Annotated in this window: 21 protein-coding genes and 1 tRNA gene; 6 read left to right on the forward strand and 16 right to left on the reverse strand. The window is 62.6% G+C overall.

Annotated features, from left to right (window positions below; all coding sequences use genetic code 11):
• Positions 1-44 precede the first annotated feature (44 nt).
• The 5 genes from JQ628_RS21720 to rplJ form a co-directional block, all read right to left on the reverse strand.
• On the reverse strand, positions 45-2,105 hold the full coding sequence (locus tag JQ628_RS21720; protein ID WP_212225227.1) for an FAD-dependent oxidoreductase: 2,061 nt from the start codon (positions 2,103-2,105) through the stop codon (positions 45-47).
• Between the two features lie 274 nt (positions 2,106-2,379).
• The gene (gene rpoC / locus JQ628_RS21725) at positions 2,380-6,579 is read right to left on the reverse strand and encodes a DNA-directed RNA polymerase subunit beta' (RefSeq protein WP_212225229.1); all 4,200 of its coding nucleotides are present in this window, start codon (positions 6,577-6,579) and stop codon (positions 2,380-2,382) included.
• Positions 6,580-6,733: 154 nt separating this feature from the next.
• The gene (rpoB, locus tag JQ628_RS21730) at positions 6,734-10,861 is read right to left on the reverse strand and encodes a DNA-directed RNA polymerase subunit beta (RefSeq protein WP_212225231.1); all 4,128 of its coding nucleotides are present in this window, start codon (positions 10,859-10,861) and stop codon (positions 6,734-6,736) included.
• Positions 10,862-11,344: 483 nt separating this feature from the next.
• The gene (gene rplL / locus JQ628_RS21735; protein WP_208829916.1) at positions 11,345-11,725 is read right to left on the reverse strand and encodes a 50S ribosomal protein L7/L12; all 381 of its coding nucleotides are present in this window, start codon (positions 11,723-11,725) and stop codon (positions 11,345-11,347) included.
• Between the two features lie 53 nt (positions 11,726-11,778).
• Entirely contained in the window at positions 11,779-12,297 is a 519-nt protein-coding gene (rplJ, locus tag JQ628_RS21740) for a 50S ribosomal protein L10 (protein WP_212225232.1), read from the reverse strand.
• A gap of 654 nt (positions 12,298-12,951) precedes the next feature.
• Between rplJ and JQ628_RS21745 the strand changes: the two genes are divergently transcribed.
• Genes JQ628_RS21745 through JQ628_RS21755 form a run of 3 tightly spaced genes read left to right on the forward strand, consistent with a single transcriptional unit; the run spans position 12,952 to position 14,738 of the window.
• Positions 12,952-13,329 (forward strand): hypothetical protein, encoded by a 378-nt coding sequence (locus JQ628_RS21745; protein ID WP_212225233.1) that lies wholly within the window; start codon positions 12,952-12,954, stop codon positions 13,327-13,329.
• The gene (locus JQ628_RS21750) at positions 13,322-13,867 is read left to right on the forward strand and encodes a hypothetical protein (protein WP_212225234.1); all 546 of its coding nucleotides are present in this window, start codon (positions 13,322-13,324) and stop codon (positions 13,865-13,867) included. Before JQ628_RS21745 ends, JQ628_RS21750 begins: the two co-directional genes overlap by 8 nt.
• Positions 13,845-14,738 carry a sigma-70 family RNA polymerase sigma factor gene (locus JQ628_RS21755; RefSeq protein ID WP_212225235.1) on the forward strand — a complete coding sequence of 298 codons (894 nt, stop codon included), beginning with the start codon at positions 13,845-13,847 and terminating at the stop codon, positions 14,736-14,738. The genes JQ628_RS21750 and JQ628_RS21755 overlap by 23 nt, the downstream gene beginning before the upstream one ends.
• Positions 14,739-14,743: 5 nt before the next feature.
• On the opposite strand, the gene JQ628_RS21760 is transcribed toward JQ628_RS21755, so the two are convergent.
• The 7 genes from JQ628_RS21760 to JQ628_RS21790 all read right to left on the reverse strand — a co-directional run bounded on the left by JQ628_RS21760 (position 14,744) and on the right by JQ628_RS21790 (position 18,831).
• Positions 14,744-15,697, reverse strand: coding sequence for a 2-hydroxyacid dehydrogenase (locus JQ628_RS21760; RefSeq protein WP_212225236.1), 954 nt, complete (start codon positions 15,695-15,697; stop codon positions 14,744-14,746).
• Between the two features lie 81 nt (positions 15,698-15,778).
• Positions 15,779-16,471: a 50S ribosomal protein L1 gene (gene rplA, locus JQ628_RS21765; protein WP_212225237.1), complete on the reverse strand. Its 693-nt coding sequence runs from the start codon at positions 16,469-16,471 to the stop codon at positions 15,779-15,781.
• A gap of 6 nt (positions 16,472-16,477) precedes the next feature.
• Positions 16,478-16,906, reverse strand: a complete 429-nt coding sequence (rplK, locus tag JQ628_RS21770) for a 50S ribosomal protein L11 (RefSeq protein ID WP_212225239.1) — start codon at positions 16,904-16,906, stop codon at positions 16,478-16,480.
• A 132-nt stretch (positions 16,907-17,038) separates the two neighbouring features.
• A complete protein-coding gene (gene nusG / locus JQ628_RS21775; RefSeq protein ID WP_212225240.1) occupies positions 17,039-17,569 on the reverse strand; it encodes a transcription termination/antitermination protein NusG in 531 nt (176 codons plus the stop codon).
• Positions 17,570-17,589: 20 nt separating this feature from the next.
• Positions 17,590-17,781 (reverse strand): preprotein translocase subunit SecE, encoded by a 192-nt coding sequence (gene secE, locus JQ628_RS21780; RefSeq protein ID WP_212225241.1) that lies wholly within the window; start codon positions 17,779-17,781, stop codon positions 17,590-17,592.
• A gap of 269 nt (positions 17,782-18,050) precedes the next feature.
• Positions 18,051-18,126, reverse strand: a tRNA-Trp gene (locus JQ628_RS21785).
• Between the two features lie 84 nt (positions 18,127-18,210).
• Positions 18,211-18,831 (reverse strand): hypothetical protein, encoded by a 621-nt coding sequence (locus JQ628_RS21790; RefSeq protein ID WP_212225242.1) that lies wholly within the window; start codon positions 18,829-18,831, stop codon positions 18,211-18,213.
• Positions 18,832-19,024: 193 nt separating this feature from the next.
• Here JQ628_RS21790 and JQ628_RS21795 point away from each other — a divergent pair, with 193 nt between their 5' ends.
• Complete coding sequence (locus tag JQ628_RS21795) at positions 19,025-20,245, forward strand: serine hydrolase domain-containing protein (protein ID WP_212225243.1); 1,221 nt, start codon at positions 19,025-19,027, stop codon at positions 20,243-20,245.
• 153 nt (positions 20,246-20,398) lie between these two features.
• Here JQ628_RS21795 and JQ628_RS21800 read toward each other — a convergent pair whose 3' ends face one another.
• Together JQ628_RS21800 and JQ628_RS21805 are read right to left on the reverse strand one after the other, a co-directional pair.
• Positions 20,399-21,166 (reverse strand): SDR family NAD(P)-dependent oxidoreductase, encoded by a 768-nt coding sequence (locus tag JQ628_RS21800; protein ID WP_212225244.1) that lies wholly within the window; start codon positions 21,164-21,166, stop codon positions 20,399-20,401.
• 131 nt (positions 21,167-21,297) lie between these two features.
• Positions 21,298-22,005: a histidine phosphatase family protein gene (locus tag JQ628_RS21805; RefSeq protein ID WP_212225245.1), complete on the reverse strand. Its 708-nt coding sequence runs from the start codon at positions 22,003-22,005 to the stop codon at positions 21,298-21,300.
• 135 nt (positions 22,006-22,140) lie between these two features.
• On the opposite strand from JQ628_RS21805, the gene JQ628_RS21810 reads away from it, so the two are divergent.
• Both JQ628_RS21810 and JQ628_RS21815 read left to right on the forward strand, forming a co-directional pair.
• Positions 22,141-22,926, forward strand: coding sequence for an SDR family NAD(P)-dependent oxidoreductase (locus JQ628_RS21810; protein WP_212225246.1), 786 nt, complete (start codon positions 22,141-22,143; stop codon positions 22,924-22,926).
• 750 nt (positions 22,927-23,676) lie between these two features.
• Positions 23,677-24,042 (forward strand): DUF2200 domain-containing protein, encoded by a 366-nt coding sequence (locus JQ628_RS21815; RefSeq protein WP_212225248.1) that lies wholly within the window; start codon positions 23,677-23,679, stop codon positions 24,040-24,042.
• Positions 24,043-24,091: 49 nt separating this feature from the next.
• Here the strand turns inward: JQ628_RS21815 and JQ628_RS21820 are convergent, their stop codons facing one another.
• On the reverse strand, positions 24,092-24,886 hold the full coding sequence (locus JQ628_RS21820; protein WP_212225250.1) for an adenylate/guanylate cyclase domain-containing protein: 795 nt from the start codon (positions 24,884-24,886) through the stop codon (positions 24,092-24,094).
• A 126-nt stretch (positions 24,887-25,012) separates the two neighbouring features.
• Positions 25,013-26,449 (reverse strand): multicopper oxidase family protein, encoded by a 1,437-nt coding sequence (locus JQ628_RS21825; RefSeq protein ID WP_212225251.1) that lies wholly within the window; start codon positions 26,447-26,449, stop codon positions 25,013-25,015.
• Positions 26,450-26,491 lie beyond the last annotated feature (42 nt).

The following is a 26,491-nucleotide window of genomic DNA, read 5'->3' on the forward strand; positions in this document are numbered from 1 at the left end:
ATCAGGATGAATTCGGCAAAACAAATGGAATAACCCCATCAGGGTTATTCGTCGTCGTCGGCCTCGACCTTGTCGAAGAACGAATAGCGAAGGCTGTCAGCGTCCGCGTACCACTGGCCCGGCCCCTTGTTGGCCGCAAGCGTCGCAGCCCACAGCGCATCGGTGCAGTCGCGCCGGTGCATCGACAGATCGAAGCCGTTGCCGAAGAACAATTCCGACCATTCCCACCAGGTGCCGAGCTTCTTGACGCCGCGCAAGAGGTCGTAGCGGTCGATTAAAGCGGGCGCCATGTCTGATGTGACCGAGCCGAACACGAGGCCGGTCCTGACCACGCGGTTGAGCTCGCGCACGGCGCGGGCCACCTGCTTTTCCGCCACGTGGCACAGGCTGGTCTCGAACACGAAGTCGAACGAGCCGTCCTTGAACGGCATGTCGAGAACCGATCCGAGCTTGTTGTACTTCTTCAGCGCCTTCGGCGTTTTGGCATGGATGGCGCGGTTGTTCTCGATGCCCCAGGCATCGATGCCGCGCTCGCGCAGCGCGCCGACCAGTTCGCCGCTGGCCGAGCCGGCGACCAGCAGCTTTGCGCCCCTTGCCTTGCCCCAGACGATCCTGATCAGCTCCAGCAGATAATCGGGGTTGGTGAACTGACGCCACGCCTCGCTGTAAGGCCCGTGCCCGCGATAGTCCTCGAAATAGTCGCGGTCGATCTTGTCGGATACCGGCTTGCCGGCCTGAGTTCTGGCGCGGCGCAGCCGCATCATCTCGGTCAGGATGATGTCGGTCGCTGCGTCCGAGGAGTCGAGCAGCCCGTTGAGCGTGGAATCGAACAGGTAGTCGCCGACCACCACGATCCCCGGATGCTCCTTCGGCTCGGGCCGGTGGTTGGTCATGACATCGCGCACCGGCAGGCCGCCGGGCAGCGCATTCACCGACGACAGCCAGCGATGGATCTTGCCTTCCAGCAAATGCGCGCGGGCATCGCCGAGCGAAGCCGGCAACGATTTCAGCGCCGCGTCGATCAGTTCATTGTCGCTGAGATTGGCGAAGGCCAGCGCATCCGAGCCCGCGATCAGCCAGTTCAAGACGCCATGCTTGCCGACGTCGTGGCGCGCGCCTTCGTTGTAGACGCAGCAGCCGCCGAAAGCTTCCGACATGAACCAGGCGCCGGGAATCTTTTCGCCCCAGAACGGCTCGTCGAACAGGATCGAGACGCGCAAATAATGCGCCGGCCGGTCGAAATAGGCGACGTGTTTGACCATCGACTTGCGAAGTTGCTCGCCGTCCCAGCGCATGGTCGCGAGCCAGGAATGCGGCAGGCACATCAGCACGAGATCGAAATCCCGCGTTTCCGGCCCCTTGCCGTTCATCATGTTGAGCTGATAGCGGCCCGCGGCGGTCTTGCCGACCTTGAGGACGCGGTGATTGAGCTGGATGTCCGCGTTCACTTCCGAACGCAGGCACTCGATCAACTGCTCATTGCCGTTCTGGATGGAATAGAGGCCGATGTAGCCCTCGATATCCATCACAAAATTCTTCAGCGCGTTGAGGCCGTTGGTGTTGTGGCTCTCGGTCGCAATGTCCGAGCGCGCCATCACCTTGAAGAATCGCTTTGCGGTCGGGTCCTCGACTTCCTCGTCCAGTACCTGCTCGCAAGTCTTGTAGGCCCAGGGATGTTCGTTGTCGTGGGCGCCGACGCCTTCGTAATATTCGATCGGCGACACCATATCCGAGCAACGCTTGCGGAATGCCTCGATGGCGGCGGCGGTCTTCGCGCCGTATTTGCGGCGCATGCCCGGCACGTCGTCGAGCAGTTCGCCGTCGAGCAGCACCTGCTCGGCATCCATCGGTATCGTCTGGAGCCCGAAATGCTGGATCAGCTCGCGTAGCGGATCGGGGCCGGTCATCGAGTAATCGTAGATTTCGGCGACGCCCGCCTCGTACATCGCGTTGGCGGTGTCGAACTTGCGGGTGACGATCTTGCCGCCGAGTCGGTCGGACGCCTCATAGATCGTGACGCGGCAGAGATCGCCGAGCTTTTTCTTCAGATACCAGGCGCTCATCAGCCCGCCCGGGCCGCCGCCAACGATCGCTAGATCCAACATGTCCGTTCCGTCGCCTACGCACCCCCCTGCGCAAGCGCGCCGGGCCAAACCGTCCTAGCAAAAGCGCTTTTCATCCTGAAAGAAAGATGAACAAAGCGCGTTCCTGCACCGCAGCAAGCAAAAAAGGCCGGCGCGTGGCCGGCCTTTCGCATTCACCCGTAAACTTACGGACGCCTGGAGCGGGATGACTTTCTTCGAATCGTCATCCCACTCTATCTTTTTGTTTGAGCATGATCTCTTCGGAAAACCGGTACCCACTTTTCCGGATCATGCTCTATTCCGCGGGCGGCAACGCCAGCGGTTCGGCTTCCGGCGCTGTCGGCACGATCGCCGCCTGCTTCTCGCGCTCGTCGAGGATCAGCTTGTCGCGCTTCATGGCGACTTCGCGGATCCGGGCCATCGAGGCGCCGGTGCCCGCCGGGATCAGCCGGCCGACAATGACGTTCTCCTTGAGGCCTTCGAGCGGATCGACCTTGCCGTTGACGGCCGCTTCGGTGAGCACGCGCGTGGTCTCCTGGAACGAGGCCGCCGAGAAGAACGAGCGGGTCTGGAGGCTCGCCTTGGTGATGCCGAGCAGAACCGGCGTTCCCGTGGCGGGCTTCTTGCCCTCTTCCCTGGCCTTGGTGTTGATCTGGTCAAACTCGATCTTGTCGACCTGCTCGCCCGCGATCATGTCGGTCTCGCCCTGATCGGTGATCTCCACCTTCTGTAGCATCTGACGGACAATCACCTCGATGTGCTTGTCGTTGATGAGCACGCCCTGCAATCGGTAGACCTCCTGGATTTCGTTGACCAGGTAGGCAGCGAGCTCCTCGATGCCCTTGATCGCCAGGATGTCGTGCGGCGCCGGATTGCCTTCGACGATGAAATCGCCCTTTTCGACGATGTCGCCGTCCTGAAGGTGGATGTGCTTGCCCTTCGGGATCAGATACTCGCGCGGCTCCTCGGTCTTGTCCGTGGGCTCGATCGAGATGCGGCGCTTGTTCTTGTAGTCGCGGCCGAAGCGGATGGTGCCGGCGGTCTCGGCAATGATCGCCGCGTCCTTCGGCTTGCGTGCCTCGAACAGTTCCGCCACGCGCGGCAGACCGCCGGTGATGTCACGCGTCTTGGCGCTCTCGGTCGAGATACGCGCCAGGATGTCGCCGGGCTTCACCTTCGCGCCGGTGTCGAGCGACAGAATGGCGTCGACCGACAGCATGTAGCGGGCATCGCCGCCGCGCGGCAGCTTGAGGACCTTGCCGTCCTTGCCCTTGACCACGATGGCCGGACGCAGGTCCGCACCGCCCCGCGTCGTGCGCCAGTCGATGACGACGCGCTTGGCGATACCGGTGGATTCGTCCAGCGTTTCGGAGATCGACTGCCCCTCGACCAGGTCCTCGAAGCCGATGGTGCCCTCGACCTCGGTGAGAACCGGACGGGTGTAGGGATCCCACTCCGCGATGCGCGTGCCGCGCTTGACCATGTCGCCTTCGTCGACAAGCATGCGCGAGCCGTACTGGATACGATGGGTCGCACGCTCGGTGCCGTCGGCATCGACGATGGCAACGACCATGTTGCGGACCATCGCGACCGAATGGCCTTCGCTGTTGCGGGCGATCGCCTTGTTCCGGATGACCACCTTGCCTTCGAAGTTCGATTCGACGAACGACTGCTCGTTGATCTGCGCCGCGCCGCCGATGTGGAACGTGCGCATGGTCAACTGCGTGCCGGGCTCGCCGATCGACTGCGCCGCGATGACGCCGACGGCCTCACCGTGGTTGACCGGCGTGCCGCGCGCGAGATCGCGGCCGTAGCACTTGCCGCAGATGCCGTTGACGAGCTCGCAGGTCAGCGCCGAGCGGATCTTCACTTCCTGGATGCCGGCCTGGTGGATGGCGTCGACATGCGACTCCTCCATCAGCGTGCCGCGCTTGACCACGACCGTGTTGGACGCGGGATCGCGCAGATCCTCGCATGCGACGCGGCCGAGGATGCGCGAAGCCAGCGAAGCCACGACCGTGCCGGCATCGATGATGGCTCGCATCTTGATGCCGAGCTTGGTGCCGCAGTCGTCCTGCGTGATGATGCAGTCCTGCGCGACGTCGACCAGACGGCGGGTCAGGTAGCCGGAGTTCGCGGTCTTCAACGCGGTGTCCGCGAGGCCCTTGCGGGCGCCGTGGGTCGAGTTGAAGTATTCGAGCACCGAGAGGCCTTCCTTGAAGTTGGAAATGATCGGCGTCTCGATGATCTCGCCCGACGGCTTGGCCATCAGGCCGCGCATGCCGGCGAGCTGGCGCATCTGCGCCGGCGAGCCGCGCGCACCGGAGTGCGCCATCATGTAGATCGAGTTGATGTCGGCATCCGCGCCCTTCGCGTTCTTCTTGGTGGCGGAGATTTCCTTCATCATCTCCTTGGCGATTTCTTCCGTCGCCTTCGACCAGGCGTCGACGACCTTGTTGTACTTCTCGCCATGGGTGATCAGACCGTCATTGTACTGCTGCTCGAAATCCTTCGCCAGCGTACGGGTGGTGTCGACGATCTTCCACTTGCCGTGCGGCACGACCATGTCGTCCTTGCCGAACGAGATGCCGGCCTTGAACGCATTGTAGAAGCCGAGCGCCATGATGCGGTCGCAGAAGATCACCGTCTCCTTCTGGCCGCAGTGGCGGTAGACCTGATCGATCACGCCCGAGATTTCGCGCTTGGTCATCAGCTTGTTGATGATGTCGTACGAAATCCGCGGGTTCTTCGGCAAGAGATTGCCGAGCATGACGCGTCCCGCGGTGGTCTCGATCCAGCGCTTGGCCGGCTTGCCGTCCTCGCCCACGCCTTCCCAGCGATACTTGATCTTGCTGTGAAGGTGGATGACTTTCGAATGCAGGGCGTGCTCGAGCTCGGCCATGTCGCCGAAGATCTTGCCCTCGCCGGGCAGGCCTTCGCGCATGATCGAGACGTAATAGAGGCCGAGCACGATGTCCTGCGACGGCACGATGATCGGCTGGCCGTTCGCGGGATGCAGGATGTTGTTGGTCGACATCATCAGGACGCGCGCTTCGAGCTGTGCTTCCAGCGACAGCGGAACGTGCACGGCCATCTGGTCGCCGTCGAAGTCGGCGTTGAACGCGGCGCAGACCAGCGGGTGAAGCTGGATCGCCTTGCCCTCGATCAGCACCGGCTCGAACGCCTGGATGCCGAGGCGATGCAGCGTCGGCGCGCGGTTGAGCAGCACCGGATGCTCGCGGATCACCTCGTCCAGAATGTCCCAGACCTCGGGACGCTCCTTCTCAACCAGCTTCTTGGCCTGCTTGACGGTGGTGGACAGGCCCTTGGCGTCCAGCCGCGAATAGATGAACGGCTTGAACAGCTCGAGCGCCATCTTCTTCGGCAGGCCGCACTGATGCAGGCGCAGCTCGGGACCGACCACGATCACCGAACGGCCCGAATAGTCGACGCGCTTGCCGAGCAGGTTCTGGCGGAAGCGGCCCTGCTTGCCCTTGAGCATGTCGGCGAGCGACTTCAGCGGCCGCTTGTTGGCGCCGGTGATGACGCGGCCGCGGCGGCCGTTGTCGAACAGCGCATCGACAGCTTCCTGTAGCATGCGCTTTTCGTTGCGGATGATGATGTCGGGCGCGCGCAGCTCCATCAGCCGCTTCAAACGGTTGTTGCGGTTGATGACGCGGCGATAGAGGTCGTTGAGGTCGGAGGTCGCAAAGCGGCCGCCGTCGAGCGGCACCAGCGGACGCAGGTCCGGCGGAATCACCGGCACGACCGTCAGGATCATCCACTCCGGCTTGTTGCCGGAATGGCGGAAGGCCTCGACGATCTTCAGACGCTTGGCGAGCTTCTTGTGCTTGATCTCGGAGTCGGTCTCCTGCATCTCGGCACGCAGGGTCTGCTCGAGCTTTTCGAGGTCGAGACCCTTGAGCAGCTCGCGGATCGCCTCCGCGCCGATCATGGCGGTGAAGCTGTCCTGGCCGTATTCGTCCTGCGCCTTCAGGTACTCGTCTTCAGACAAGAGCTGACGGTCCTTGAGCGCGGTCAGGCCCGGCTCGAGCACGACGTAATATTCGAAGTAGAGGATGCGCTCGAGATCCTTCAGCGTCATGTCGAGCAAGAGGCCGATGCGCGAAGGCAGCGACTTCAGGAACCAGATGTGCGCAACGGGAGCGGCGAGCTCGATGTGGCCCATGCGCTCGCGACGGACGCGCGACAGCGTGACCTCGACCGAGCACTTTTCGCAGATGATGCCCTTGTACTTCATCCGCTTGTACTTGCCGCACAGGCACTCGTAGTCCTTGATCGGCCCGAAGATGCGGGCGCAGAACAGGCCGTCGCGCTCGGGCTTGAAGGTGCGGTAGTTGATGGTCTCCGGCTTCTTGATCTCGCCGTAGGACCACGAGAGAATCTTCTCCGGAGACGCGATCGAGATCCGGATCTGGTCGAAGACCTGCGCCGGCGTCGTCGGGTTGAAAAGATTCATAATCTCTTGATTCATGGTCTTCTCCTCGCGTGCCGGTCAAAAGCCGGCAGCAAATTCGAAATTGTCTTGTCGCGGGCGCCCCGCCCGATGCGCGGGCGAAACGCCAGAGCCCGGCACATTCGAGCGAAGACGCGCTTCGCGCTTATGGGCCGGGCCTTGAATCTTCGTCTTACTCGGCCGCCTCGGCCGGCGGCGGCACGCCGATCTTGGAATTGTGCAGATCGACGTTGAGGCCGAGCGAGCGCATTTCCTTGACCAGCACGTTGAACGACTCCGGGATACCCGCTTCGAACGTGTCGTCGCCGCGCACGATCGCCTCGTACACCTTGGTACGGCCGGCGACGTCGTCCGACTTCACGGTCAGCATTTCCTGGAGCGTGTAGGCGGCGCCGTAGGCTTCGAGCGCCCAGACCTCCATTTCGCCGAAACGCTGGCCGCCGAACTGCGCCTTGCCGCCCAGCGGCTGCTGGGTGACGAGCGAGTACGGACCGATCGAACGGGCGTGGATCTTGTCGTCGACGAGATGGTGCAGCTTGAGCATGTAGATGTAGCCCACCGTGACCTTGCGATCGAAGGGATCGCCGGTGCGGCCGTCATAGACGGTCGACTGCCCGGAGGCGTCGAGGCCCGCAAGCTTGAGCATCTCTTCGATATCGGTCTCCTTGGCGCCGTCGAACACCGGCGTCGCGATCGGCACGCCATGGCTGAGGTTACGGCCGAGCTCGATCAATTCGCTGTCGTTGAGCGATTTGATCGTCTCGTCGTCGCCGTAGATCTTCTTCAAGGTCTCCTTCAGCGGCTTGGTGTCCTGCTTGTTGGCGCCGTGCAGGTACGCATCGACCGTCTGGCCGATACGCTTGCCCAGACCAGCACAGGCCCAGCCCAGATGGGTCTCGAGAATCTGACCGACGTTCATGCGCGAGGGCACACCGAGCGGGTTGAGCACGATGTCCGCATGCGTGCCGTCCTCGAGGAACGGCATGTCCTCGATCGGCACGATCTTGGACACCACGCCCTTGTTGCCGTGACGGCCGGCCATCTTGTCGCCGGGCTGGATCTTGCGCTTCACCGCGACGAAGACCTTGACCATCTTCATCACGCCAGGCGGCAATTCGTCGCCGCGCTGTAGCTTCTCGACCTTGTCGAGGAAGCGCTGTTCAAGCCCCTTCTTCGACTCGTCGTACTGCTTGCGCATCGCCTCGATCTCGCCCATCAGCTTGTCGTTGGGCGAAGCAAACAGCCACCACTGCGACTTCGGATACTCGTCGAGCACCGCGCGCGTGATCTTGGTGTCCTTCTTGAAGCCCTTGGGACCCGCGATGCCCTGGCGGTTTTCCAAGAGCTCCGCGAGACGGCTGTAGACGTTGCGGTCGAGGATCGCCTGCTCGTCGTCGCGGTCCTTGGCCAGACGCTCGATCTCCTCGCGCTCGATCGCCAGCGCACGCTCGTCCTTGTCGACGCCGTGGCGGTTGAACACGCGGACTTCCACGATCGTGCCCTGCACGCCCGGAGGCACGCGCAGCGAGGTGTCGCGGACGTCGGAGGCCTTTTCGCCGAAAATGGCGCGCAAGAGCTTTTCTTCCGGCGTCATCGGGCTTTCGCCCTTCGGCGTGATCTTGCCGACCAGGATGTCGCCGGCGCGCACTTCCGCGCCGATATAGACGATGCCGGCTTCGTCGAGGTTCTTCAGCGCTTCTTCCGAGACGTTCGGAATGTCGCGGGTGATTTCCTCAGGTCCGAGCTTGGTGTCGCGGGCCATCACCTCGAACTCCTCGATGTGGATCGAGGTGAAGACGTCGTCCTTCACGATCCGCTCGGAGAGCAGGATCGAGTCTTCGAAGTTGTAGCCGTTCCACGGCATGAACGCGACCAGCACGTTGCGGCCGAGCGCGAGCTCGCCGAGATCGGTCGAGGGACCGTCGGCGATGATGTCGCCCTTCTTGACGGTGTCGCCCACCTTCACCAGCGGACGCTGGTTGATGCAGGTCGACTGGTTCGAGCGCTGGTATTTCATCAGGCGGTAGATATCGACGCCCGACTTGGTGGGGTCGAGATCTTCGGTGGCGCGGATGACGACGCGGGTGGCGTCGATCTGGTCGATCACGCCGGAGCGACGGGCGGCAATCGCCGCGCCGGAGTCGCGGGCGACCACGCCTTCCATGCCGGTGCCGACGAACGGCGCTTCGGCGCGAACCAGCGGCACCGCCTGGCGCTGCATGTTCGAGCCCATCAGCGCGCGGTTGGCGTCGTCGTTCTCAAGGAACGGGATCAGCGCCGCGGCGACCGAAACGAGCTGCTTCGGCGACACGTCCATGTAGTCCACCTTGTCCGGCGTCACCGGCAGCACTTCGCCAGCGTTACGGCAGACCACGAGGTCTTCGGTGAAGCGGCCACGGTTGTCGAGCGGCACGTTGGCCTGCGCGACACGGTAGCGGCCCTCTTCCATCGCCGAGAGGTACACGACCTCATCGGTGACGCGGCCGTCCTTGACCTTGCGATAAGGCGTTTCCACGAAGCCGTACTTGTTCACGCGCGCAAAGGTGGCGAGCGAGTTGATCAGGCCGATATTCGGGCCTTCCGGCGTCTCGATCGGGCAGATGCGGCCGTAATGCGTCGGATGCACGTCGCGGACTTCGAAGCCGGCGCGCTCGCGGGTCAGACCGCCCGGGCCAAGCGCCGACAGGCGCCGCTTGTGGGTGATCTCCGACAGCGGGTTGGTCTGGTCCATGAACTGCGACAACTGCGAGGAGCCGAAGAATTCGCGCACGGCAGCGGCGGCAGGTTTGGCGTTGATCAGGTCCTGCGGCATGACGGTGTCGATATCGACGCTCGACATGCGCTCCTTGATGGCGCGTTCCATGCGCAACAGGCCGATGCGGTACTGGTTCTCCATGAGCTCGCCGACCGAGCGCACCCGGCGGTTGCCGAGGTGGTCGATGTCGTCGATCTCGCCCTTGCCGTCGCGCAGGTCGACCAGCGTCTTGATGACGGCCAGGATATCTTCCTTGCGCAGCGTGCGATGGGTATCGGGCGCATCGAGCTCGAGGCGCATGTTCATCTTGACGCGGCCGACCGCGGAGAGGTCGTAGCGCTCGGCATCGAAGAACAGCGACTGGAACATCGCCTGCGCGGAATCGAGCGTCGGCGGCTCGCCCGGACGCATCACGCGGTAGATGTCGAACAGCGCGTCCTCACGCGTCATGTTCTTGTCGGCATGCAGCGTGTTGCGGATGTAGGCGCCGACATTGACGTGGTCGATGTCGAGCAGCGGCAGCTCCTTGTAGCCCTGCTCGTTGAGGGCCTTCAGCAGCTTGTCGGTGATTTCCTCGCCCGCTTCGGCATAAATCTCGCCGGTCTTGGGGTTGACGAGGTCTTCGGCGAGATAGTTGCCGGCCAGCTCCTCATCCGACATGCGCAGCGCCTTCAGCCCCTTCTCCTGGAGTTGGCGCGCGGCACGCACGGTGAGCTTCTTGCCGGCCTCGAGCACGACCTTGCCGGTGTCGGCGTCGATCAGGTCGTTGATGGTCGAGTAGCCGCGGAAACGGGTAGCGTCGAACGGCACGCGCCAGCCTTCCTTGGCGCGCTTGTAGAGGATCTTCTTGTAGAAGGTCGACAGGATTTGCTCGCCGTCGAGACCGAGGGCGAACATCAGCGAGGTCACGGGGATCTTGCGGCGGCGGTCGATGCGGGCGAACACGATATCCTTGGCGTCGAACTCGATGTCGAGCCAGGAACCGCGATACGGAATCACACGCGCAGCAAAGAGCAATTTGCCCGAGGAGTGGGTCTTGCCCTTGTCGTGGTCGAAGAACACGCCGGGCGAACGGTGCATCTGCGAGACGATGACGCGCTCGGTACCGTTGACGACAAAGGTGCCGTTCATGGTCATGAGCGGGATGTCGCCCATGTAGACGTCCTGCTCCTTGATGTCCTTGACCGACTTGGCGCCGGTTTCCTCGTCGATATCGAACACGATGAGGCGCAGCGTCACCTTCAGCGGCGCAGCATAGGTCATGCCGCGCTGGCGGCACTCGTCGACGTCGTATTTCGGCGGCTCGAATTCGTAGCGGACGAACTCCAGCATCGAGGTGCCCGAAAAATCCGAGATCGGGAACACCGAGCGGAACACGGCCTGGAGGCCCTCATCCAGCCGGCCGCCGGTGGGCTCATCCACCATCAGGAACTGGTCATAAGATGCCTTCTGAACCTCGATGAGGTTCGGCATCTCCGCGACTTCCTTAATGTGTCCAAAAAACTTGCGGACCCTCTTGCGACCGGTGAATGTCTGCTGCGCCATCGTGGCCTCTCATTTGTGCCGCCCTTTGGGGCGAACCTTCCGAAGCGCGATTGCCGTCGCCCCCGGGTTGAATTTCGATTCGTTCCGACCGCTGGAGGGCCGAATTTTCAGGGCTCTCGTCCTGAATTCGTTCTCCAGACCTTCAAAACGCAAAACGACGCGCGGATGCATCGCTGCTTCCGCCCGTCCAAATCGCTCATCTCACGGACTGAAAAAGCCCGAAATTTGACTGTCTCCCAACGGCTTGCGCCGGGAACCCTGCCGTTCCCGTCACCTTAACCGTGCTTTCCTGCTGCCAGCCCGATATGGGATGGCAATAGTGGAGATTCGAGGGTTAAGTCCACGAATCCCCACACTTTTTTGTGTACACCCTCCTCCAGGCCCTCCCGGAGCACGGGTTTTGCATACCGAACCCGCTTTTTTGGCGGGAGATCCCGGGTCTGGCGTTGCTCGCCCGGGATCTTTGCTCGAGTAACCCCGCGGTTACTTGAGCTCGACCTTCGCGCCAGCCTTTTCGAGCTGGGCCTTGATCTTGTCGGCCTCTTCCTTGTTGACGCCTTCCTTGACCGGCTTCGGCGCGCCTTCGACGAGGTCCTTGGCTTCCTTCAGGCCAAGACCGGTGATGGCGCGGACTTCCTTGATGACCTCGATCTTCTTGTCGCCGGAGGCGGCAAGCACGACCGTGAATTCGGTCTTCTCTTCAGCCGGAGCGGCAGCGCCACCGCCACCAGCAGCCGGGCCGGCCACCGCGACGGCGGCAGCGGCGGAGACGCCCCACTTTTCTTCCAGGAGCTTGGCGAGTTCGGCGGCTTCGAGCACGGTCAGGCTCGAGAGGTCGTCGACGATTTTCTGCAAGTCAGCCATTGATCTGTTTCCTTAAAACGTTTGGTTCGAACCAGGTTGATATTTGCGAAGGGTCAGGCCGCTTCGCCCTTTGAGGCATGAGCCTGAATGACGCGCGCGAGCTTGGCCGCGGGCGCGTTCGAGAGCTGAGCGAGCTTGGTCGCCGGGGCCACGATGAGGCCGACCAGCTTGCCGCGCAGTTCGTCGAGCGACGGCAGCGAGGCAAGCGCCTTCACGCCGTTCACATCCAGGACGGTTTTACCCATCGAGCCGCCGAGGATAACGAACTGTTCGTTCGCCTTGGCGAAGTCGATGGCAACCTTTGGCGCCGCGACCGGATCGTTTGAAGTAGCGATCACGGTCGGCCCCTTCAGCAGGGAGCCGATGGCTGCGACGTCAGTGCCTTCAAGAGCAATTTTGGCGAGACGGTTCTTCGAGACCTTCACGGAAGCGCCAGCCTGCTTCATCTGCATGCGCAGCTTCTGCATCTGGGCAACGGTCAGGCCGGAATAATGGGCGACGATGGCAACGCCCGTGGTCTTGAAGACCTCGTTGAGCGCTACGACCGCGTCCTTTTTTGCCGCTCTTTCCACAGCAAGCTCTCTCCGGTTGGCGGCCTTCGCATGAAGCGGGACCGCCGGGTTACACCCATCGTCCCGCCCAAAACCTGACCTTGGGACAACAGTCCCGGGACACGAAGGGGCAAGACGACATCTTTAAAGCCTGCCCTCCCGAACCAGATGGCGCGGGGTGTCGAGGTTCGAACCAAACTGGCTTCGCGGCGCCGGAAACCGGCGAGGCGAAGCAAAAATCCGGTCTTCACCCGTCTATGCAGGCCATGCGATTAAGCCGTTGAGAAACTTATCGTTCTCGCTGGCGCCTGCAGTCTCGGACAGGATCGAGGCGATCAGCCGAAGCTGAGCACCCCTGCTCCCATTCCACCAAGACGAAGGTTCCTCTTCCTTTCGGTATCCATGCGGACGGCCGGAAAGGACTAGTCTCCTGTCGATTCGGGTTCGGAATGCGAGCACAGACGCGCCGGCAACAGCCAGCACGCCCGGAGGCGGCTGTTTATCCGCTCTCGTCCCACTTGCCAAGAGCAAAAATCAGACCAGACGCACTCGGCGTCTCGACCAAATTGCGCCCGAAACGGCCCCAGTTTCGTCGATCCATTCCTGCGATTTTGTTTGACCCATCCCTGTCACAAACGAGCCGGCTCGCTCGTCTTGCCTGCGCGGGAGATTCACATGCAGCGTTTGATAGCAGCGATTATTGCGGTACCGACCCTGTTCAACGGGCTGGTCATGATCTTTGCCGGTTCCCGCTGGTACCAAACCGTTCCCGGCGTAACCGATACCGGCCCATTCAACCCGCATTTTGTCCAGGACATCGGCATTGCGTTCCTCGCGGCCGGTCTCGCACTTGCAGCGCGGGCCTGGCGACCCCGCTATTGGCCGGCTGCGGTTGCAGGCGCCGGCTTCCTGGCAGCGCACGCCCTGCTCCACATTTTCATAATCATCGGCGGCCACGACCATCACGCCGCGTTCAGCCTGTTCGCCGTCGTTCTGCCGTCGGCCATCGCCCTCTATTCCGCCTTCCCAAGCCAAGGAGAACGTCATGCGTAGCTGGATCGCGCGCCGCATATTGCGCAAGTACGGCAAACGTTATGGATACGACGTCAGCTATCTCGAAATGATGCTGAATGAGTCCCCCGCCGCTTTCTTCAAGTTCGCACCGGTCATGAAGGCCTCGGGCCATCGCGAGGTGGTTCCGGTCGAGGCAAGCTATGCGGCCAAGATCGTTGGCGCACTGGCGGAGGATTGCGGCCCCTGTACCCAACTGGTCGTCGACATGGCGCTGGAGGCCGGCATGCCGAAGGACCAGATCGAAGCTGTGCTGCGCCGCGATCCGCGCGCGATGAACGACGCGACCACGCTCGGCTTCAGGTTCGCCGACACCTTGGTGCGCCGGTCTGGCGACGAAGATGAATTCCGCGATGCCGTCCGCGCTCAGTGGGGCGATAAGGGCGTGATAGATTTGACGCTATCGCTGCAACTCGGCCGGATGTTTCCGATGGTCAAGGCAGGGCTCGGCTATGCGAGGGAGTGCCGTCGGGTCACGGTGGATGGACATGACGTCGATGTCGTCAAACAGGCCGCGTGACAGCGATCCGCTCGCGCCCCACCGCGGGCGCCTGCTTGGCCTTGCCTATCGCATGCTCGGCAGCCGCAGCGATGCGGAAGACGTCGTGCAGGACGCCTATCTTCGCTTTGCCGGCGCGCAGGATGTGCAAAATCCCGAGGCCTTTCTGGTGACCGTCGTGACCCGGCTTTGTCTCGATCGCCTGAAGAGCGCGCGGGCCCAGCGTGAGCTCTATGTCGGCCCCTGGCTTCCCGAGCCCGTGTTCGACGCGGATGGTCTTTCGGCAGGCGCCGCCACCGAGCTCGCCGACGACCTGTCGTTCGCCTTGCTGCTGGCGCTCGACCGTCTATCGCCGCCCGAGCGTGCGGCCTTCCTGCTTCACGACGTGTTCGATACTCCCTTTCACGAAATCGCGGCGATGCTCGGCCGCAGCGAGGCGGCCTGCCGGCAATTGGCATCGCGGGCCCGCCGCGCGGTGCGCGACAACCGCCCCGCCCCCGCTGCGACACCCGACAGTCATGCGCGTCTTCTGCAAGCGTTCAGCGACGCGGTCGCCAGCGGCGATGTCAAGCAACTGGCCGAACTGCTGCGCGAGGACGCCGTGGCGCTCACGGATGGCGGGGGCCGCAAGTTCGCGGCGCTCAATCCGATCGTCGGCGCCGACAAGGTCGCGCGCTTCTTCATCGGTCTTGCCGGCAAGACCGCCAGCCAGAGCCAGGATATGCGCATCGAGCCGGCCGCCATCAACGGCGCCGCGGGCGCCCTGCTCTATCTGGACGGCGAACTCGATCTCACCCTGAGCATGGCGATCGACGGCGAGAAAATCGCGGCGATCTATGTGGTCCGCAATCCCGACAAACTGCGTCACCTGCCGATTTCAGTAACGCACTGAAGCCGTCAGGGGAGCTTCACCGGATAGGGCAAGGCCTTGCCGGCGAAATACGCATCCAGATTGGCGAGCACGCAGTCCTGCATCGCGACATGCGATTCCAGGGTGTGGCCGCCGGTATGCGGGGTGAGCACCACGTTGGGGAACGCGGTCAGCGTATCCGGCGCGTGCGGCTCCCTGGCGTAGACATCCAGGCCGGCGCCGGCGATGACTTTTTCGGTGAGCGCGGCGACCAGCGCCGGCTGGTCGATCACCGAGCCGCGCGAGATGTTGACGACGTAACCGTCTTCGCCGAGCCGTTTCAGGATGTCGGCGCTGACGGCGTGGCGAGTGTCTTCGCCGGCGCGGACCGCGATCATCAACACGCTGCACCAATCCGCCAGCGCTTCAAGACTTTCAAAGTACCGGTACGGCACCTCGCGCTTCGTACGGCTGAAATAGCCGACCTCGGTCTCGAAGGCCGCGACGCGTGCGGCGATTTTTCGGCCGATCTCGCCCATGCCGTAGACGCCGACCTTTCGGCCGCGCATGCCGTTTTGCGGGCGCATCATCGGCGACGGCTTTGCCCCAGCCCAGTCGCCGTTGCGCACATATTGGTCGGCGACGGTGAGGCGGCGCACCGCCGCCAGCATCAGGGTCACCGCGATGTCGGCCACGGAAGAGGCATTTGCGCCGGGACTATTGCCGACCGCGATGTTCCGCTTCGCCGCCGCCGCAAGGTCGACGCCGTCATAGCCGGTGCCGTAGCAGACGATCGCGCCGAGCTTCGGCAGCATATCCATCGCATCGGCTCCCAGCGGCGTGCCGCCCGCCGTGATCATCGCGCGGATATCGGCGAGTTCGTCAGCGGAAAACACCTCGTTCGGCCGCCGGCCGGCGGCGTTCAGCAATTCATAGCGCTCGCCGAAGCGCACCATCTGCGCCTTGGGGAAGCGCGAGAAAACCAGGACCTTGTCGGGCATCGGCTCAACTTCCTCCTCGACGGAAAAGGCGGGACCGGTTGCCCGATCCCGCCTTTAATTCTTACGCGCAGCGCAAGGACCTTAGCCGAGGATGGTGCCCGGCTCGACCTTCACGCCCGGCCCCATGGTGGAGGAAACTGCGACGCGCTGGATGTAGGTGCCCTTGGCGCCGGCGGGCTTCGCCTTGGAGACCGCGTCCGCGAGCGCCTTGACGTTCTCGACCAGTTTTTCCTCGGAGAACGAGGCCTTGCCGACGCCGGCCTGCACGATGCCGGCCTTCTCGACGCGGAACTCGACCGAGCCGCCCTTGGCGCCCTTCACGGCGGTGGTGACATCCATGGTCACCGTGCCGATCTTCGGGTTCGGCATCATGCCGCGCGGGCCGAGCACCTTACCGAGACGGCCGACCAGCGGCATCATGTCGGGGGTCGCAATACAACGATCGAAATCGATGTTGCCGCCCTGCACCTTCTCGACCAGGTCTTCGGCGCCGACGACGTCAGCGCCCGCAGCCTTGGCTTCTTCTGCCTTGGCGCCACGCGCAAACACGCCGACGCGCAGCGTGCGGCCGGTGCCGTTCGGCAGGTTGACGACGCCGCGGACCATCTGGTCGGCGTGACGCGGGTCGACGCCGAGATTGATCGCGATCTCGATCGTCTCGTCGAACTTCGACTTGGCGCGCTCCTTGACCATCTTGATGGCGTCCGCGAGCGGATAAAGCTTCTCGCGATCGACGCCTTCGCGGGCCTTCTTCAAACGTTTTCCGATTGCCATGGCCCGTTACCCCGCAACTTCCAGACCCATCGAACGGGCGGAGCCCTCGACCATCTTCATGGCCGCTTCAATGGTATCGCAATTGAGATCCTTCATCTTCTTCTCGGCGATCTCGCGCACCTGCGCCTTCGTCACCTTGCCGGCCTTGTCGCGGCCCGGGGCTTTCGAGCCGGACTGGATCTTTGCAGCCTGCTTGAGGAAGTGGGACATCGGCGGCGTCTTCATCTCGAAGGTGAAGGAACGGTCCGCATAGATGGTGATGATCACCGGGATCGGGGTGTTCTTTTCTTCCTTCTGCGTCTGCGCGTTGAACGCCTTGCAGAATTCCATGATGTTGAGACCGCGCTGACCAAGCGCGGGGCCGATCGGGGGCGACGGATTGGCCGCGCCCGCCGGCACCTGAAGCTTCAGGTATCCGGTCACTTTCTTTGCCATGTATCACTCCTGTTGTGCCGGGTTTTGACGCCGGCGGTTTCAGGTTCGTGGTTCGGATCGAAAGCGGCTGGCAACCGCCCTCTTCCTCCCACGGCCTCTTGCTACGCGAGGACAAACCTCACGCAATTACGATCAGACCTTCTCGACCTGACCGAATTCCAGTTCGACCGGCGTTGCGCGGCCGAAGATCGACACGGCGACCTTCACGCGCGAGCGGCCCTCGTCGATTTCCTCGACCACACCCGAGAACGAGGCGAACGGGCCGTCGGCCACGCGCACGTTCTCGCCGATCTCGAACGACACCGATGCCTTCGGGCGCTCCACGCCTTCCTGCACCTGGTGCAGAATGCGCATGGCCTCGGCTTCCGAAATCGGCATCGGCTTGTTTTCCGCGCCGAGGAAGCCGGTCACCTTCGGCGTGTTCTTGATCAGGTGAAACGCCTCATCGGTCAGCTTCATCTTCACAAGGACGTAGCCGGGGAAAAACTTGCGCTCGGCATCGATCTTGCGGCCGCGGCGGACTTCCGTGACCTTTTCGGTCGGCACCAGCACCTGCTCGAACAGCTCCTCGAGCCCGCGCTGCTTGGCCTGTTCGCGGATCGATTCGGCGACCTTCTTCTCGAAATTCGAGTAGGCGTGGACGATGTACCAGCGCTTGTCCATGAGTTGCGTTCCGGCGCTCATCAGCGGATGCCCAGGAGGAAGGTAACGAAATAACGGATGATCAGGTCCGCGGCGAAGAAGAAGATCGAAGCCAGCGTCACCATGACGAACACCATGATGGTGGTGATGGTCACCTCGCGGCGTGTCGGCCAGGTGACCTTGGAGGCCTCCGAGCGCACTTCCTGGAGGAACTTGAACGGGCTGATCGCCATCTTGAGGGGTCCGCGTCGGTCGTGAGACGAAATTAGGTGTTTAAGGGAATCCGAACAGCCGACGTTTGCCCAGCCCTCTGTCGTGAAGGATGAGCCGGAAAAGCGGGCTCGATTGTTCGGGGATTTCAAAGCCGCGCCGGATATCCGCATTTAGCGGGCCGGCTACAGGTTGGCGGCTATGTACTGCCCCGGGGGCGAAAGGTCAAGGTATCGTGAGGCGGCCGCGACGAATGGCGCCGGTTCAGACCGATCAAAATCAAGGATTTAGCTGGCAGGAGTGGCAGGGCTCGAACCTGCGACCCCCGGTTTTGGAGACCGGTGCTCTACCAATTGAGCTACACTCCTACAGGAACCGGCATTGCTGCCGATTCAGGCGCTTTGAAGCATAGGCCATGCCCAGATTGCAAGGGCGAAGCCGCCGGCCGGCCTTCAACTCGTCTTACGGATCAGCCAGTCGCGGTAGTTCTGCCCGTAGCGATCGGCCACCTGCTGGGCGACGCTCTTCGTATTGGCGCTGTCGATCGCGGCCTGCACGATGACGCCGCCCACCCCCTGCCCGGTATACAGCAGCGCCTGCAGGTCCGGATGCGAAATGATCACTGCGCCGGTTCGCGCATCGACCAGATTGGCATCCGCCATCATGCCGCGGTGCCCCCCGATCAGGATGCGCTGCACCGCCCCTGCCACGATGAAATTCTTGACGACGATCTCGAGCCGCACGGGCCTCGTGCCGGTGAGTGCACCTCCCATTGCGAATTCGACGGCGGACTTGATCTGCGGCGCCAGCGCGTTTTGCACGTAGGCCTTGCCTTCCGGCGTGTTCGCCGCCGCTGTGAGCTCGTGGTCGGGAATCGACTTGGCTGCCGCGTAGGCGCGGATACCGTCCTCCCACTGCACGGTGGCTTCCGGCGTATAGCTGACCGTCACGGCCGTCAGCTTCATGCTCGAAATATCGTTCGCCGTCAGCGAATTCTCGACGGTCTTGCAGCCCGCAAGCGCGAGCGCCGCCCCAAGCACGGCAAGCCGTGCCAGCCCCAACAATGTCCCCACGCAGTACCCCTGTCCCCACAGACTTCGCTACCACCCATAATTGTCCGGGAGGAATTACGCAACGCCCCTTGCCGGTTTTCGCGCGGGTCTGCGATGGGGACAGCGATGCCGTGCAGGAAATGCGCTGTTCAAGCCACGCCTTCTGCGTCAGACTTTGTCCCAAGCTGGAACAACAGCAGCATTGGGAGAGACCATGAACGCGCAAGTCGCCGCCAGACAGGCATCCGCCCCGCAGACCCCATCCCTGCCGCAGGCCAAGCCTGATACGATCGGGCTTTCCGCCGCGCGGTTGCAGCGGATGTCGGATGCCTTCAAGCGGGAGGTCGACAAGGGCACCCTGCCCGGCGCGACCGTGCTGGTCGCCCGCAAGGGGCAGATCGGCTGGTTCGACGCCATCGGCCGGCAAGCCCCCGGCGGCGCGCCGATGGCGCAAGACAGCATTTTCCGCATTTTCTCCATGACCAAGCCGATCGTCTCGGTTGGCATCATGATGCTGGTGGAGGACGGGCACTTCATCCTCAGCGATCCCGTCGCAAAATTCATTCCCGAGTTCGCTGGCCTCAAGGTCGGCGTCGAGAACAACGGCAAGCTTGACCTCGTGCCTTTGAAGCGGCCGATGACAGTGCAGGATCTGCTGCGCCACACCTCCGGCCTCACCTACGACCACACCGGCAATGGCCCGGTGCAGCAGCTTTATCAGCAGTCGCGGCTGCGCAGCCGCAAGATCACCAATGCCGAGCACGCGGCCATGATCGCGGAGATGCCGCTGATCTGCCAGCCGGGCGAGGCGTGGAACTACAGCCGCTCCACCGACGTGCTCGGCCGCATCATCGAGGTCGTCAGCGGCAAGACTCTCGGCGCGTTCCTGACCGAGCGCATCCTGGCGCCGCTGCAAATGGCGGAGACCGCCTTCCATACCAGTGAAGCCAATGCCGGCCGTCTCGCCGAGCCGTTCGCGACCGATCCGTGGAATGGCGACAAGGTGCAGCTCTTCAATATGCTGGAGAAGCCGGCGATGGAATCCGGCGGCGGCGGGCTGGTGTCGACCACGATGGACTATGCACGCTTTGCGGCGATGCTGGCCGGCGGCGGCGCGCTCGACGGCACCAGGATCATCGGCCGCAAGACGCTGGAGCTGATGGCGTCGAACCATCTCGGGCCGAACGTCAAGGTCGACTCGCCGCTGATGCCGGCAGGTCACGGCTTTGGTCTCGGCTTTGCAGTGCGCACGCAGGCTGGGCTCGCGCCGTTCACGGGCTCGCCCGGTCAGTATTTCTGGAGCGGGATGGCGGGTACGTTCTTCTGGATCGATCCGGCCGAGGACCTGTTCGCGGTGTTCATGATGCAGGGACCGGGACAGCGCGAGTATATTCGCTCGATGCTACGGAATGCGGTGTACGCGGCGGTGGAGTGAGGCGTTAGCTCTCGCCTCCACTCAGTCGTCATGCCCGCGAAGGCGGGCATCCATTACGCGGCGGCTTCTCGGCTCTATCACTACCGTCTCCGGAATACTGGATCGTCCGCCTTCGCGGACGATGACGGTTGTGTGTGAGGCGATCACCGTCGCTCAACTAATGGTCGCCCCGCCATCGATCACGATCGTCTGTCCCGTCATAAAGTCCCCTGCCCGCGATCCCATCAGTACGGCGGCGCCGGCGATCTCGTCGGGGACGCCGATGCGCAGGAGCGGCGAGCGCGCGGTGGAGGCCTTCAGCGTGTCCGGATTGTCCCACAGCGCTTTGGCAAAGTCGGTCTTGATCAGGCCGGGCGCGATGCAGTTCACGCGAATATTGTGCTTGCCGTATTCGCAGGCGAGATTGCGCGCGAGCTGCATGTCGGCGGCTTTCGAGATCGCGTAGGCGCCGAGCACGGTCGAACCCTTCAGCCCGCCGATCGAGGACACGATGATGATCGAGCCGTCCTTGCGCTCGATCATCTGCGGCACCACCATCGAGATCAGCCAGTTGTTGGCGACGATGTTGTTATCGAGGATTTTCCGGAACTGGTCGTCGGAGATGCCGCCGAGCGGTCCGTAATAAGGATTTGAGGCGGCGTTGCAGACCAACACGTCAATCTTGCTGAACGCGCGGTTGCTCTCGTCGACGAGGTTTTGCAGGTTCTCCTTTGACGAGATGTTGGCCGCGATCGCGACCGCCGTGCCCTTGCCGAATTTGTCATTGATCGCTTTGGCCACCTGATCGCAGACGTCGGCCTTGCGCGAGGAGATCACGACTTTTGCGCCGTGCTCGGCCATGCGCTCTGCGATGGCGAGGCCAATACCGCGCGTCGAGCCGGTGATGACGGCGACCTTCCCCTTCATGTCGAACAGGCTCATCGATTTCCTCCCAGTTATTTTCCGGCTGCGCCGGTGTTTTTTATTTAACGTCATTCCGGGGCGATGCGAAGCATTGAACCCGGAATCTCGAGATTCCGGGTTCGGCTCTGCGAGCCGCCCCGGAATGACGGTCAAGCGAGCTTCTTCTCCGGATTCACTTCCGGCCCCGCGAGCTGATGCATGGCCGCGTGCCTGGGGTCTGCGATCCAGGGCTGCTGGTTGACCATCGGAAATCGCCAGATGCTCTTGCCGGGAGTCGCAAAGTGGTCGAGCCGCGTCACCGAGACATTGTCGATGTCGAAGGCAAGACCCGTTTCCAGCAGGCCGCCGAGGGCGAGAGCCACGGCCGCCCTGATCGTTCCGCCATGGGCGACCGCGATCACATCCCTGCCCGCCTGCTCGGCGTTGATGCGCTCGATCGCACCGCGGGTGCGGTTGTAGAGGTCCATAAAACTTTCGCCGCCGGGCGGCGGCTCGTTCACATCGGCGAACCAGTGGCTGCCGGGTGGGCGGCTGGCGATGAACGCCTTGCGGTTCATGCCCTGCCACTGTCCAAGATTCTGTTCGGCGAAGGCGGCGATGTGAGTCATGACGGCCGGCTTGGGGAAGCCGGCGGCCCAGATCGCTTCGGCGGTCTGGTGCGTGCGTTTCAAATTGCTCGAGAACCACACCGCGTGGTGCGGCAGGATTTTTGCGACGGCCTCGAACACTTCAATGTCCCCGCAATCGCATTCGATGTCCTGCTGGCCGTAGATGTTGCCGCCGTCGCTGCGCACCGGCGCGTGGCGTATCCACCACCAGCGGGTGATGATGACATCGGAGTTGTTGCTATTGGACATCGCTCGAAAAACCCTTCAATAGAGGTGTGTGTCCTACGTCAGAGCATACTTCGTCTCAAGTGACTTTGACGTTTGAAATCTTGTTTGAATTCCGTAAGGCGGCAAGCGCCAACGCAAACGATCCGGGAGAAACAAATGGGCCGCCTTGAAGGCAAATCCGTCATTATCACCGGCGCAGGCAGCGGCATCGGCCGCGCCGCATCGCTGCTGTTCACGAAGGAAGGCGCAAAACTGATCGCGGTCGACAAGACCGAGGGCGTGAAGGAGACCGCAAGGCTCGTGAGCGATGCCGGCGGCACCGTGGAAGCCGTGATGGCCGATGCTGGTTCCGAGAGCGACGTGAAGGCCTTCATCGACAAGGCGGTGTCGAAATACGGCAAGCTCGATGCGATCTGGGCCAATGCCGGCATCAGCGGCGGGCTGGTGCCGCTCTCCGAGCAGACGCCCGAACACTGGCAGGAAGTGCTGCGCGTCAACCTGATCGGGCCGTTTTTGGCGATCAAGCATTCGATCCCGCATATGACGAAGCAAGGGCACGGCTCGATCATCTGCACGGCGTCGGTCGCGGGCCTGAAGTCTGGCGCCAGCGGCCATCCCTACGGCGCCAGCAAGGCCGGCGTGATCAGCCTGGTGCAGACCACCGCCTACTCGCTGTCGGGCACCGGCGTGCGCATCAACGCGGTGTGTCCGGGCCTGATCGAGACCGGCATGACCAAGCCGGTGTTCGACCGTGCCAAGGAGCGCGGCACGCAGGACAAGATCGGCCAGCTCAATCCGCTCAAGCGCGCAGGCCAGCCGCATGAACTGGCGGCGATGGGCCTGTTCCTGGCGAGCGATGAAGCGTCGTATGTGAATGGTCAGGCGATCCCGGTGGATGGCGGGCTGACGGCGTCGATGCCGTATACGGGGAAGCCGGTTTAGTCCCGGCCGTTGCCGCAACAACAGGCGTCGTCCCTGCGAACGCAGGGACCCATAGCCCCAGTCGGTTGTTGTTGAAGCAAAGCCGTCTGCCATCTTGATCTTACCATTTCCGCCGCGGCGTATGGGTCCCTGCGTTCGCAGGGACGACGTGGAAGAGAATATGGGCTCGCGTTCTCGCGGCATGTTTTTGCCCGAGCTTTCAAATTCATCGCGCCTCCAAAGATAGAGGGCGCAGGGAATGCCGGGTGCGCGCTGCACCCGAGGTCTCGTGTGCGCTGCTTGCGCATCAAAAAACTGCACACGAGCATACAGGTGAGCGGAGGCAGTCCGACATCCCCTGCGCAATGGCTTTACGACTTATATCGCGCTCTCCCTGGTGAGCGGGCTTGTTGTCACCATCGCCTGCGGGATTGCTCCCGCCGACTTAACGCCAGCGTCGCGGCGCCAGGACCACACGACTTCGCCGTACGCCCTTGCCCAGTCGTCTGCTGAACAAGCGCGTCCACCGCATCCCATCCCAACGTTTGGTGGCGATGGCCAACGCCCCTCCTTGGGGATGAGGTGGCCCTGTTATAATTCTGATTTGCCGAATTTGGCCAGCGGAATATTTTTTATTTCGGGGCTTGACATTTCTTCCGAAAATCAGAAGTTGATTTGCCCGTCGGGTCATGGCTTTCTTGTAGCGCTCAGTCGACCGGGTTGCCGACAGCCGCCGCCAGGTCCTCAGCCTGTCACCTTGCAAGAGCGCCCATGACAAAACACCGCATCTACACAACGAGCCTCGCAAGCGTCTATCCGCTTTACATCGCGAAAGCAGAGAAAAAGGGACGCACGAAGGCAGAAGTGGATCAGGTTATCTGCTGGCTGACAGGCTACAGCCGGAGGGCGTTGGACACTCATCTGAGAAAACAGACTGATTTTGAAACGTTCTTTGCGAAGGCCCCCGCAATAAATCCGTCGCGAGCACTGATCAAAGGCGTGGTTTGCGGTGTTCGCGTCGAGGACATCAAGGAGCCGACCATGCGGGAGATTCGCTATCTGGATAAACTGATCGACGAATTGGCGCGAGGAAAAGCAATGGATAAAATCCTGCGAGGAAACGATCCCGGGCTATGAGACTCGGCTGCGATCCGCTGGCGACAAGCAGGCGCCGTTGCGGGACACCCTAATGTTCGACCCGGTACAGGCGCCATCGCTTCGGCACGCCTTTGAGCTGGTGAACGCCGCGATCGGCGAAGCGAATTTCGGACTCCGATATCAAATCCTTGACCGCGCTCGAGACCAGGACTTCGCCGGCGCGCGCTTTCGCGGCGACGCGCGTGCCGATGTGAAACGCGAGGCCGACCACCTCCGATCCGCTCACCTTGTACTCGCCCGCATGCAGCCCGATCCTGATCTCCAGTCCCAGCGTGCGCACCGCCTCGCGGATCGCGGCCGCGCAACGGATGCCGGCAGCCGGCGCGACGAACGTCGCCAGCAGGCCGTCCCCCGTCGTCACGATTTCCTTGCCACGCAGGATCTTCAGCTCCCTGCGGACGGCGGCGTAATAGCGATTCATCACCTGCGTCCAACGCGCATCGCCCAGCCGCGCAGCTTGTTCGGTGGATCGGACGATATCGACGATGAGAATCGTGGCCAGTGCCTGTTTGAGCTCGGTGCCGCGATCGGCGGTTCGGCGCCGGTTCGCAATATTTCCTGTCAGCGGTTCATAGCGATGACTGCGGCGCCGGGCGATTGCCGCCCTTGCATATTCGTTGGCGCGCTTCACCGTGCCGCAGCGAATTGTTTTGTCCCTCGGCGGAAGTGTCCAGTAAACCTTCTGCCCATCCCCGGCGCCCTGAACCTCCACCGCACCCCATTTCAGGAAAATCGTCGAGCCAACCCGCCGGATACACCACGCCTTTGACGTGTATCCGGAAACGTTCTTCTGATGGACGCCGATGCGAAGGAATTTTGGCATGAACGTGCGGCCGACTGATGACCGTTTGGGCCTACCCTCGGAGAAAGCGTAGTCAGACATTCCTGCATTGGCAACAGCGCTCGCAATCGCACTGCGCCGACTGAACTGGAAACCGGCTTCGATCGATCATTCATACAAGATCAACCCGGCGAAGCCCTCGTCCATATGGTCCTGGTGATGGCAGTGGAACAAGGTCGGCCCGGGGTCGTCAGCCACGAAATCGACCTCCGCCGTCGAGAAGCGCGGCAGGCTGATCGTATCCTTGATGATAGCGGATGTCGGCTTGTCGCCGACCTTCGTGATTTCAAAGGAGTGGCGGTGCAGGTGCACCGGATGTTCGTCGCCACTGTTGTTGTCAAGGAGCAGGCGGTAACGCCTGCCCTGCCTGACAGTGAACAGAGGATTCGTGTCCGGCCAGGACTTCCCATTGATCGTCCAGCGGTTATAGCCGCCCCGTCCTCCCGGCACCTTCTCGAATTTGAGACTGACCGTTTCGTCAGGCGCCGCGGCAGCCGCACCGGAACGTCCGAAGACGGTGTAGTCCCATTTGGAAGCGGCGGACGCTCGCCAAGCGGGCCGGCCGGTTTGATTGGCGTATTCAACGACGACGCCCATTCCCATGTTGCGATCTTCGTCGTCGGTCGAGCCGAAAACCCATATACCCGGATTGTTCATTTCCACGATCACGTCGGCGCGCTCCGCCACATCCAGTTTGAGCACATCGACGGTCGCGGTTGTCGGAACCGGATTGCCGTCGAGGGCCAATACCTTGAAGCGATGCCCCGGCAGGGCAAGTGAAATGCCCATGTTGCCGCTCGCGTTGAGCACTCGGAAAAGCACGCGTTCACCCGCGCGCACTTTGATCGGATCGCCATGACCGAGCATACGATCGCCCAGCGTAGCGGCGTGGTACATGACTTCGAGACCGTTATCCGGAGGCGGCCCCTTCTTGATGTCCTGGAGGCTGACCCAATGGCCTTCCCAGTGGTGCGCTGCGAGCAGCACCTCCCGATCGTAGCTTCCCGCGTCGCCAGCGGCGGGCTCCACGATGAGAAAGCCGAACTCGCCCGAATAGGTGCTCCTGGCCAGATCGGTCATTGCCATCGCATGGCTGTGATACCACCGGGTGCCGGAAGGTTTCGCGACGTACGAATAGGTCAAGGACTCCCCGACCCCGATGATCGGAGAGCCCTCTTCCGTTGCGCCATCCTGTAGCGAGGGAATCATCAGGCCATGAGAGTGGATCAGGTTGGGATAACCTGAATCATTCGTGACATCGATCCGGACAGGCCGGCCCTCCTTGATCCGCAGTACCGGGCCCGGGACGGTACCGTTGTAAGCGGTGGTCCTGATCACCTTCCCGGGCGCTATTTCGATGGAGGCCGGCGCGATCCTGATCTTGTAGTCCGCGCTCTCATCTTGCATTGCCTGCGCGTGCGCGCGCGGTAAGGTCCGGGCTGCTGCAAGTGAGAATGCGCCGGCCTGCGCGCCGCGAAGCAGCGCTCTCCGGCTGAGCAGCAGTTGGCTATGGCGCGTTCCTTCCCGTTGATCGAACTTCGCCATCACGCACTCCCTTCACAGCAACGTCACGCTGGAAGTAGGCAT

Source organism: Bradyrhizobium lablabi (genome assembly GCF_018129385.1).
GTDB classification, from domain to species: Bacteria; Pseudomonadota; Alphaproteobacteria; order Rhizobiales; family Xanthobacteraceae; genus Bradyrhizobium; species Bradyrhizobium lablabi_C.

What these genes read in the sequence shown, in the direction of transcription:
- JQ628_RS21720 (WP_212225227.1), bottom strand. Translation starts at nt 2,105, where the DNA reads ATGTTGGATCTAGCGATCGTTGGCGGCGGCCCGGGCGGGCTGATGAGC.
- rpoC (WP_212225229.1), bottom strand. Translation starts at nt 6,579, where the DNA reads ATGAATCAAGAGATTATGAATCTTTTCAACCCGACGACGCCGGCGCAG.
- rpoB (WP_212225231.1), bottom strand. Translation starts at nt 10,861, where the DNA reads ATGGCGCAGCAGACATTCACCGGTCGCAAGAGGGTCCGCAAGTTTTTT.
- rplL (WP_208829916.1), bottom strand. Translation starts at nt 11,725, where the DNA reads ATGGCTGACTTGCAGAAAATCGTCGACGACCTCTCGAGCCTGACCGTG.
- JQ628_RS21745 (WP_212225233.1), top strand. Translation starts at nt 12,952, where the DNA reads ATGCAGCGTTTGATAGCAGCGATTATTGCGGTACCGACCCTGTTCAAC.
- JQ628_RS21750 (WP_212225234.1), top strand. Translation starts at nt 13,322, where the DNA reads ATGCGTAGCTGGATCGCGCGCCGCATATTGCGCAAGTACGGCAAACGT.
- JQ628_RS21755 (WP_212225235.1), top strand. Translation starts at nt 13,845, where the DNA reads ATGTCGTCAAACAGGCCGCGTGACAGCGATCCGCTCGCGCCCCACCGC.
- JQ628_RS21760 (WP_212225236.1), bottom strand. Translation starts at nt 15,697, where the DNA reads ATGCCCGACAAGGTCCTGGTTTTCTCGCGCTTCCCCAAGGCGCAGATG.
- rplA (WP_212225237.1), bottom strand. Translation starts at nt 16,471, where the DNA reads ATGGCAATCGGAAAACGTTTGAAGAAGGCCCGCGAAGGCGTCGATCGC.
- rplK (WP_212225239.1), bottom strand. Translation starts at nt 16,906, where the DNA reads ATGGCAAAGAAAGTGACCGGATACCTGAAGCTTCAGGTGCCGGCGGGC.
- nusG (WP_212225240.1), bottom strand. Translation starts at nt 17,569, where the DNA reads ATGGACAAGCGCTGGTACATCGTCCACGCCTACTCGAATTTCGAGAAG.
- secE (WP_212225241.1), bottom strand. Translation starts at nt 17,781, where the DNA reads ATGGCGATCAGCCCGTTCAAGTTCCTCCAGGAAGTGCGCTCGGAGGCC.
- JQ628_RS21795 (WP_212225243.1), top strand. Translation starts at nt 19,025, where the DNA reads ATGAACGCGCAAGTCGCCGCCAGACAGGCATCCGCCCCGCAGACCCCA.
- JQ628_RS21800 (WP_212225244.1), bottom strand. Translation starts at nt 21,166, where the DNA reads ATGAGCCTGTTCGACATGAAGGGGAAGGTCGCCGTCATCACCGGCTCG.
- JQ628_RS21805 (WP_212225245.1), bottom strand. Translation starts at nt 22,005, where the DNA reads ATGTCCAATAGCAACAACTCCGATGTCATCATCACCCGCTGGTGGTGG.
- JQ628_RS21810 (WP_212225246.1), top strand. Translation starts at nt 22,141, where the DNA reads ATGGGCCGCCTTGAAGGCAAATCCGTCATTATCACCGGCGCAGGCAGC.
- JQ628_RS21815 (WP_212225248.1), top strand. Translation starts at nt 23,677, where the DNA reads ATGACAAAACACCGCATCTACACAACGAGCCTCGCAAGCGTCTATCCG.
- JQ628_RS21820 (WP_212225250.1), bottom strand. Translation starts at nt 24,886, where the DNA reads ATGCCAAAATTCCTTCGCATCGGCGTCCATCAGAAGAACGTTTCCGGA.
- JQ628_RS21825 (WP_212225251.1), bottom strand. Translation starts at nt 26,449, where the DNA reads ATGGCGAAGTTCGATCAACGGGAAGGAACGCGCCATAGCCAACTGCTG.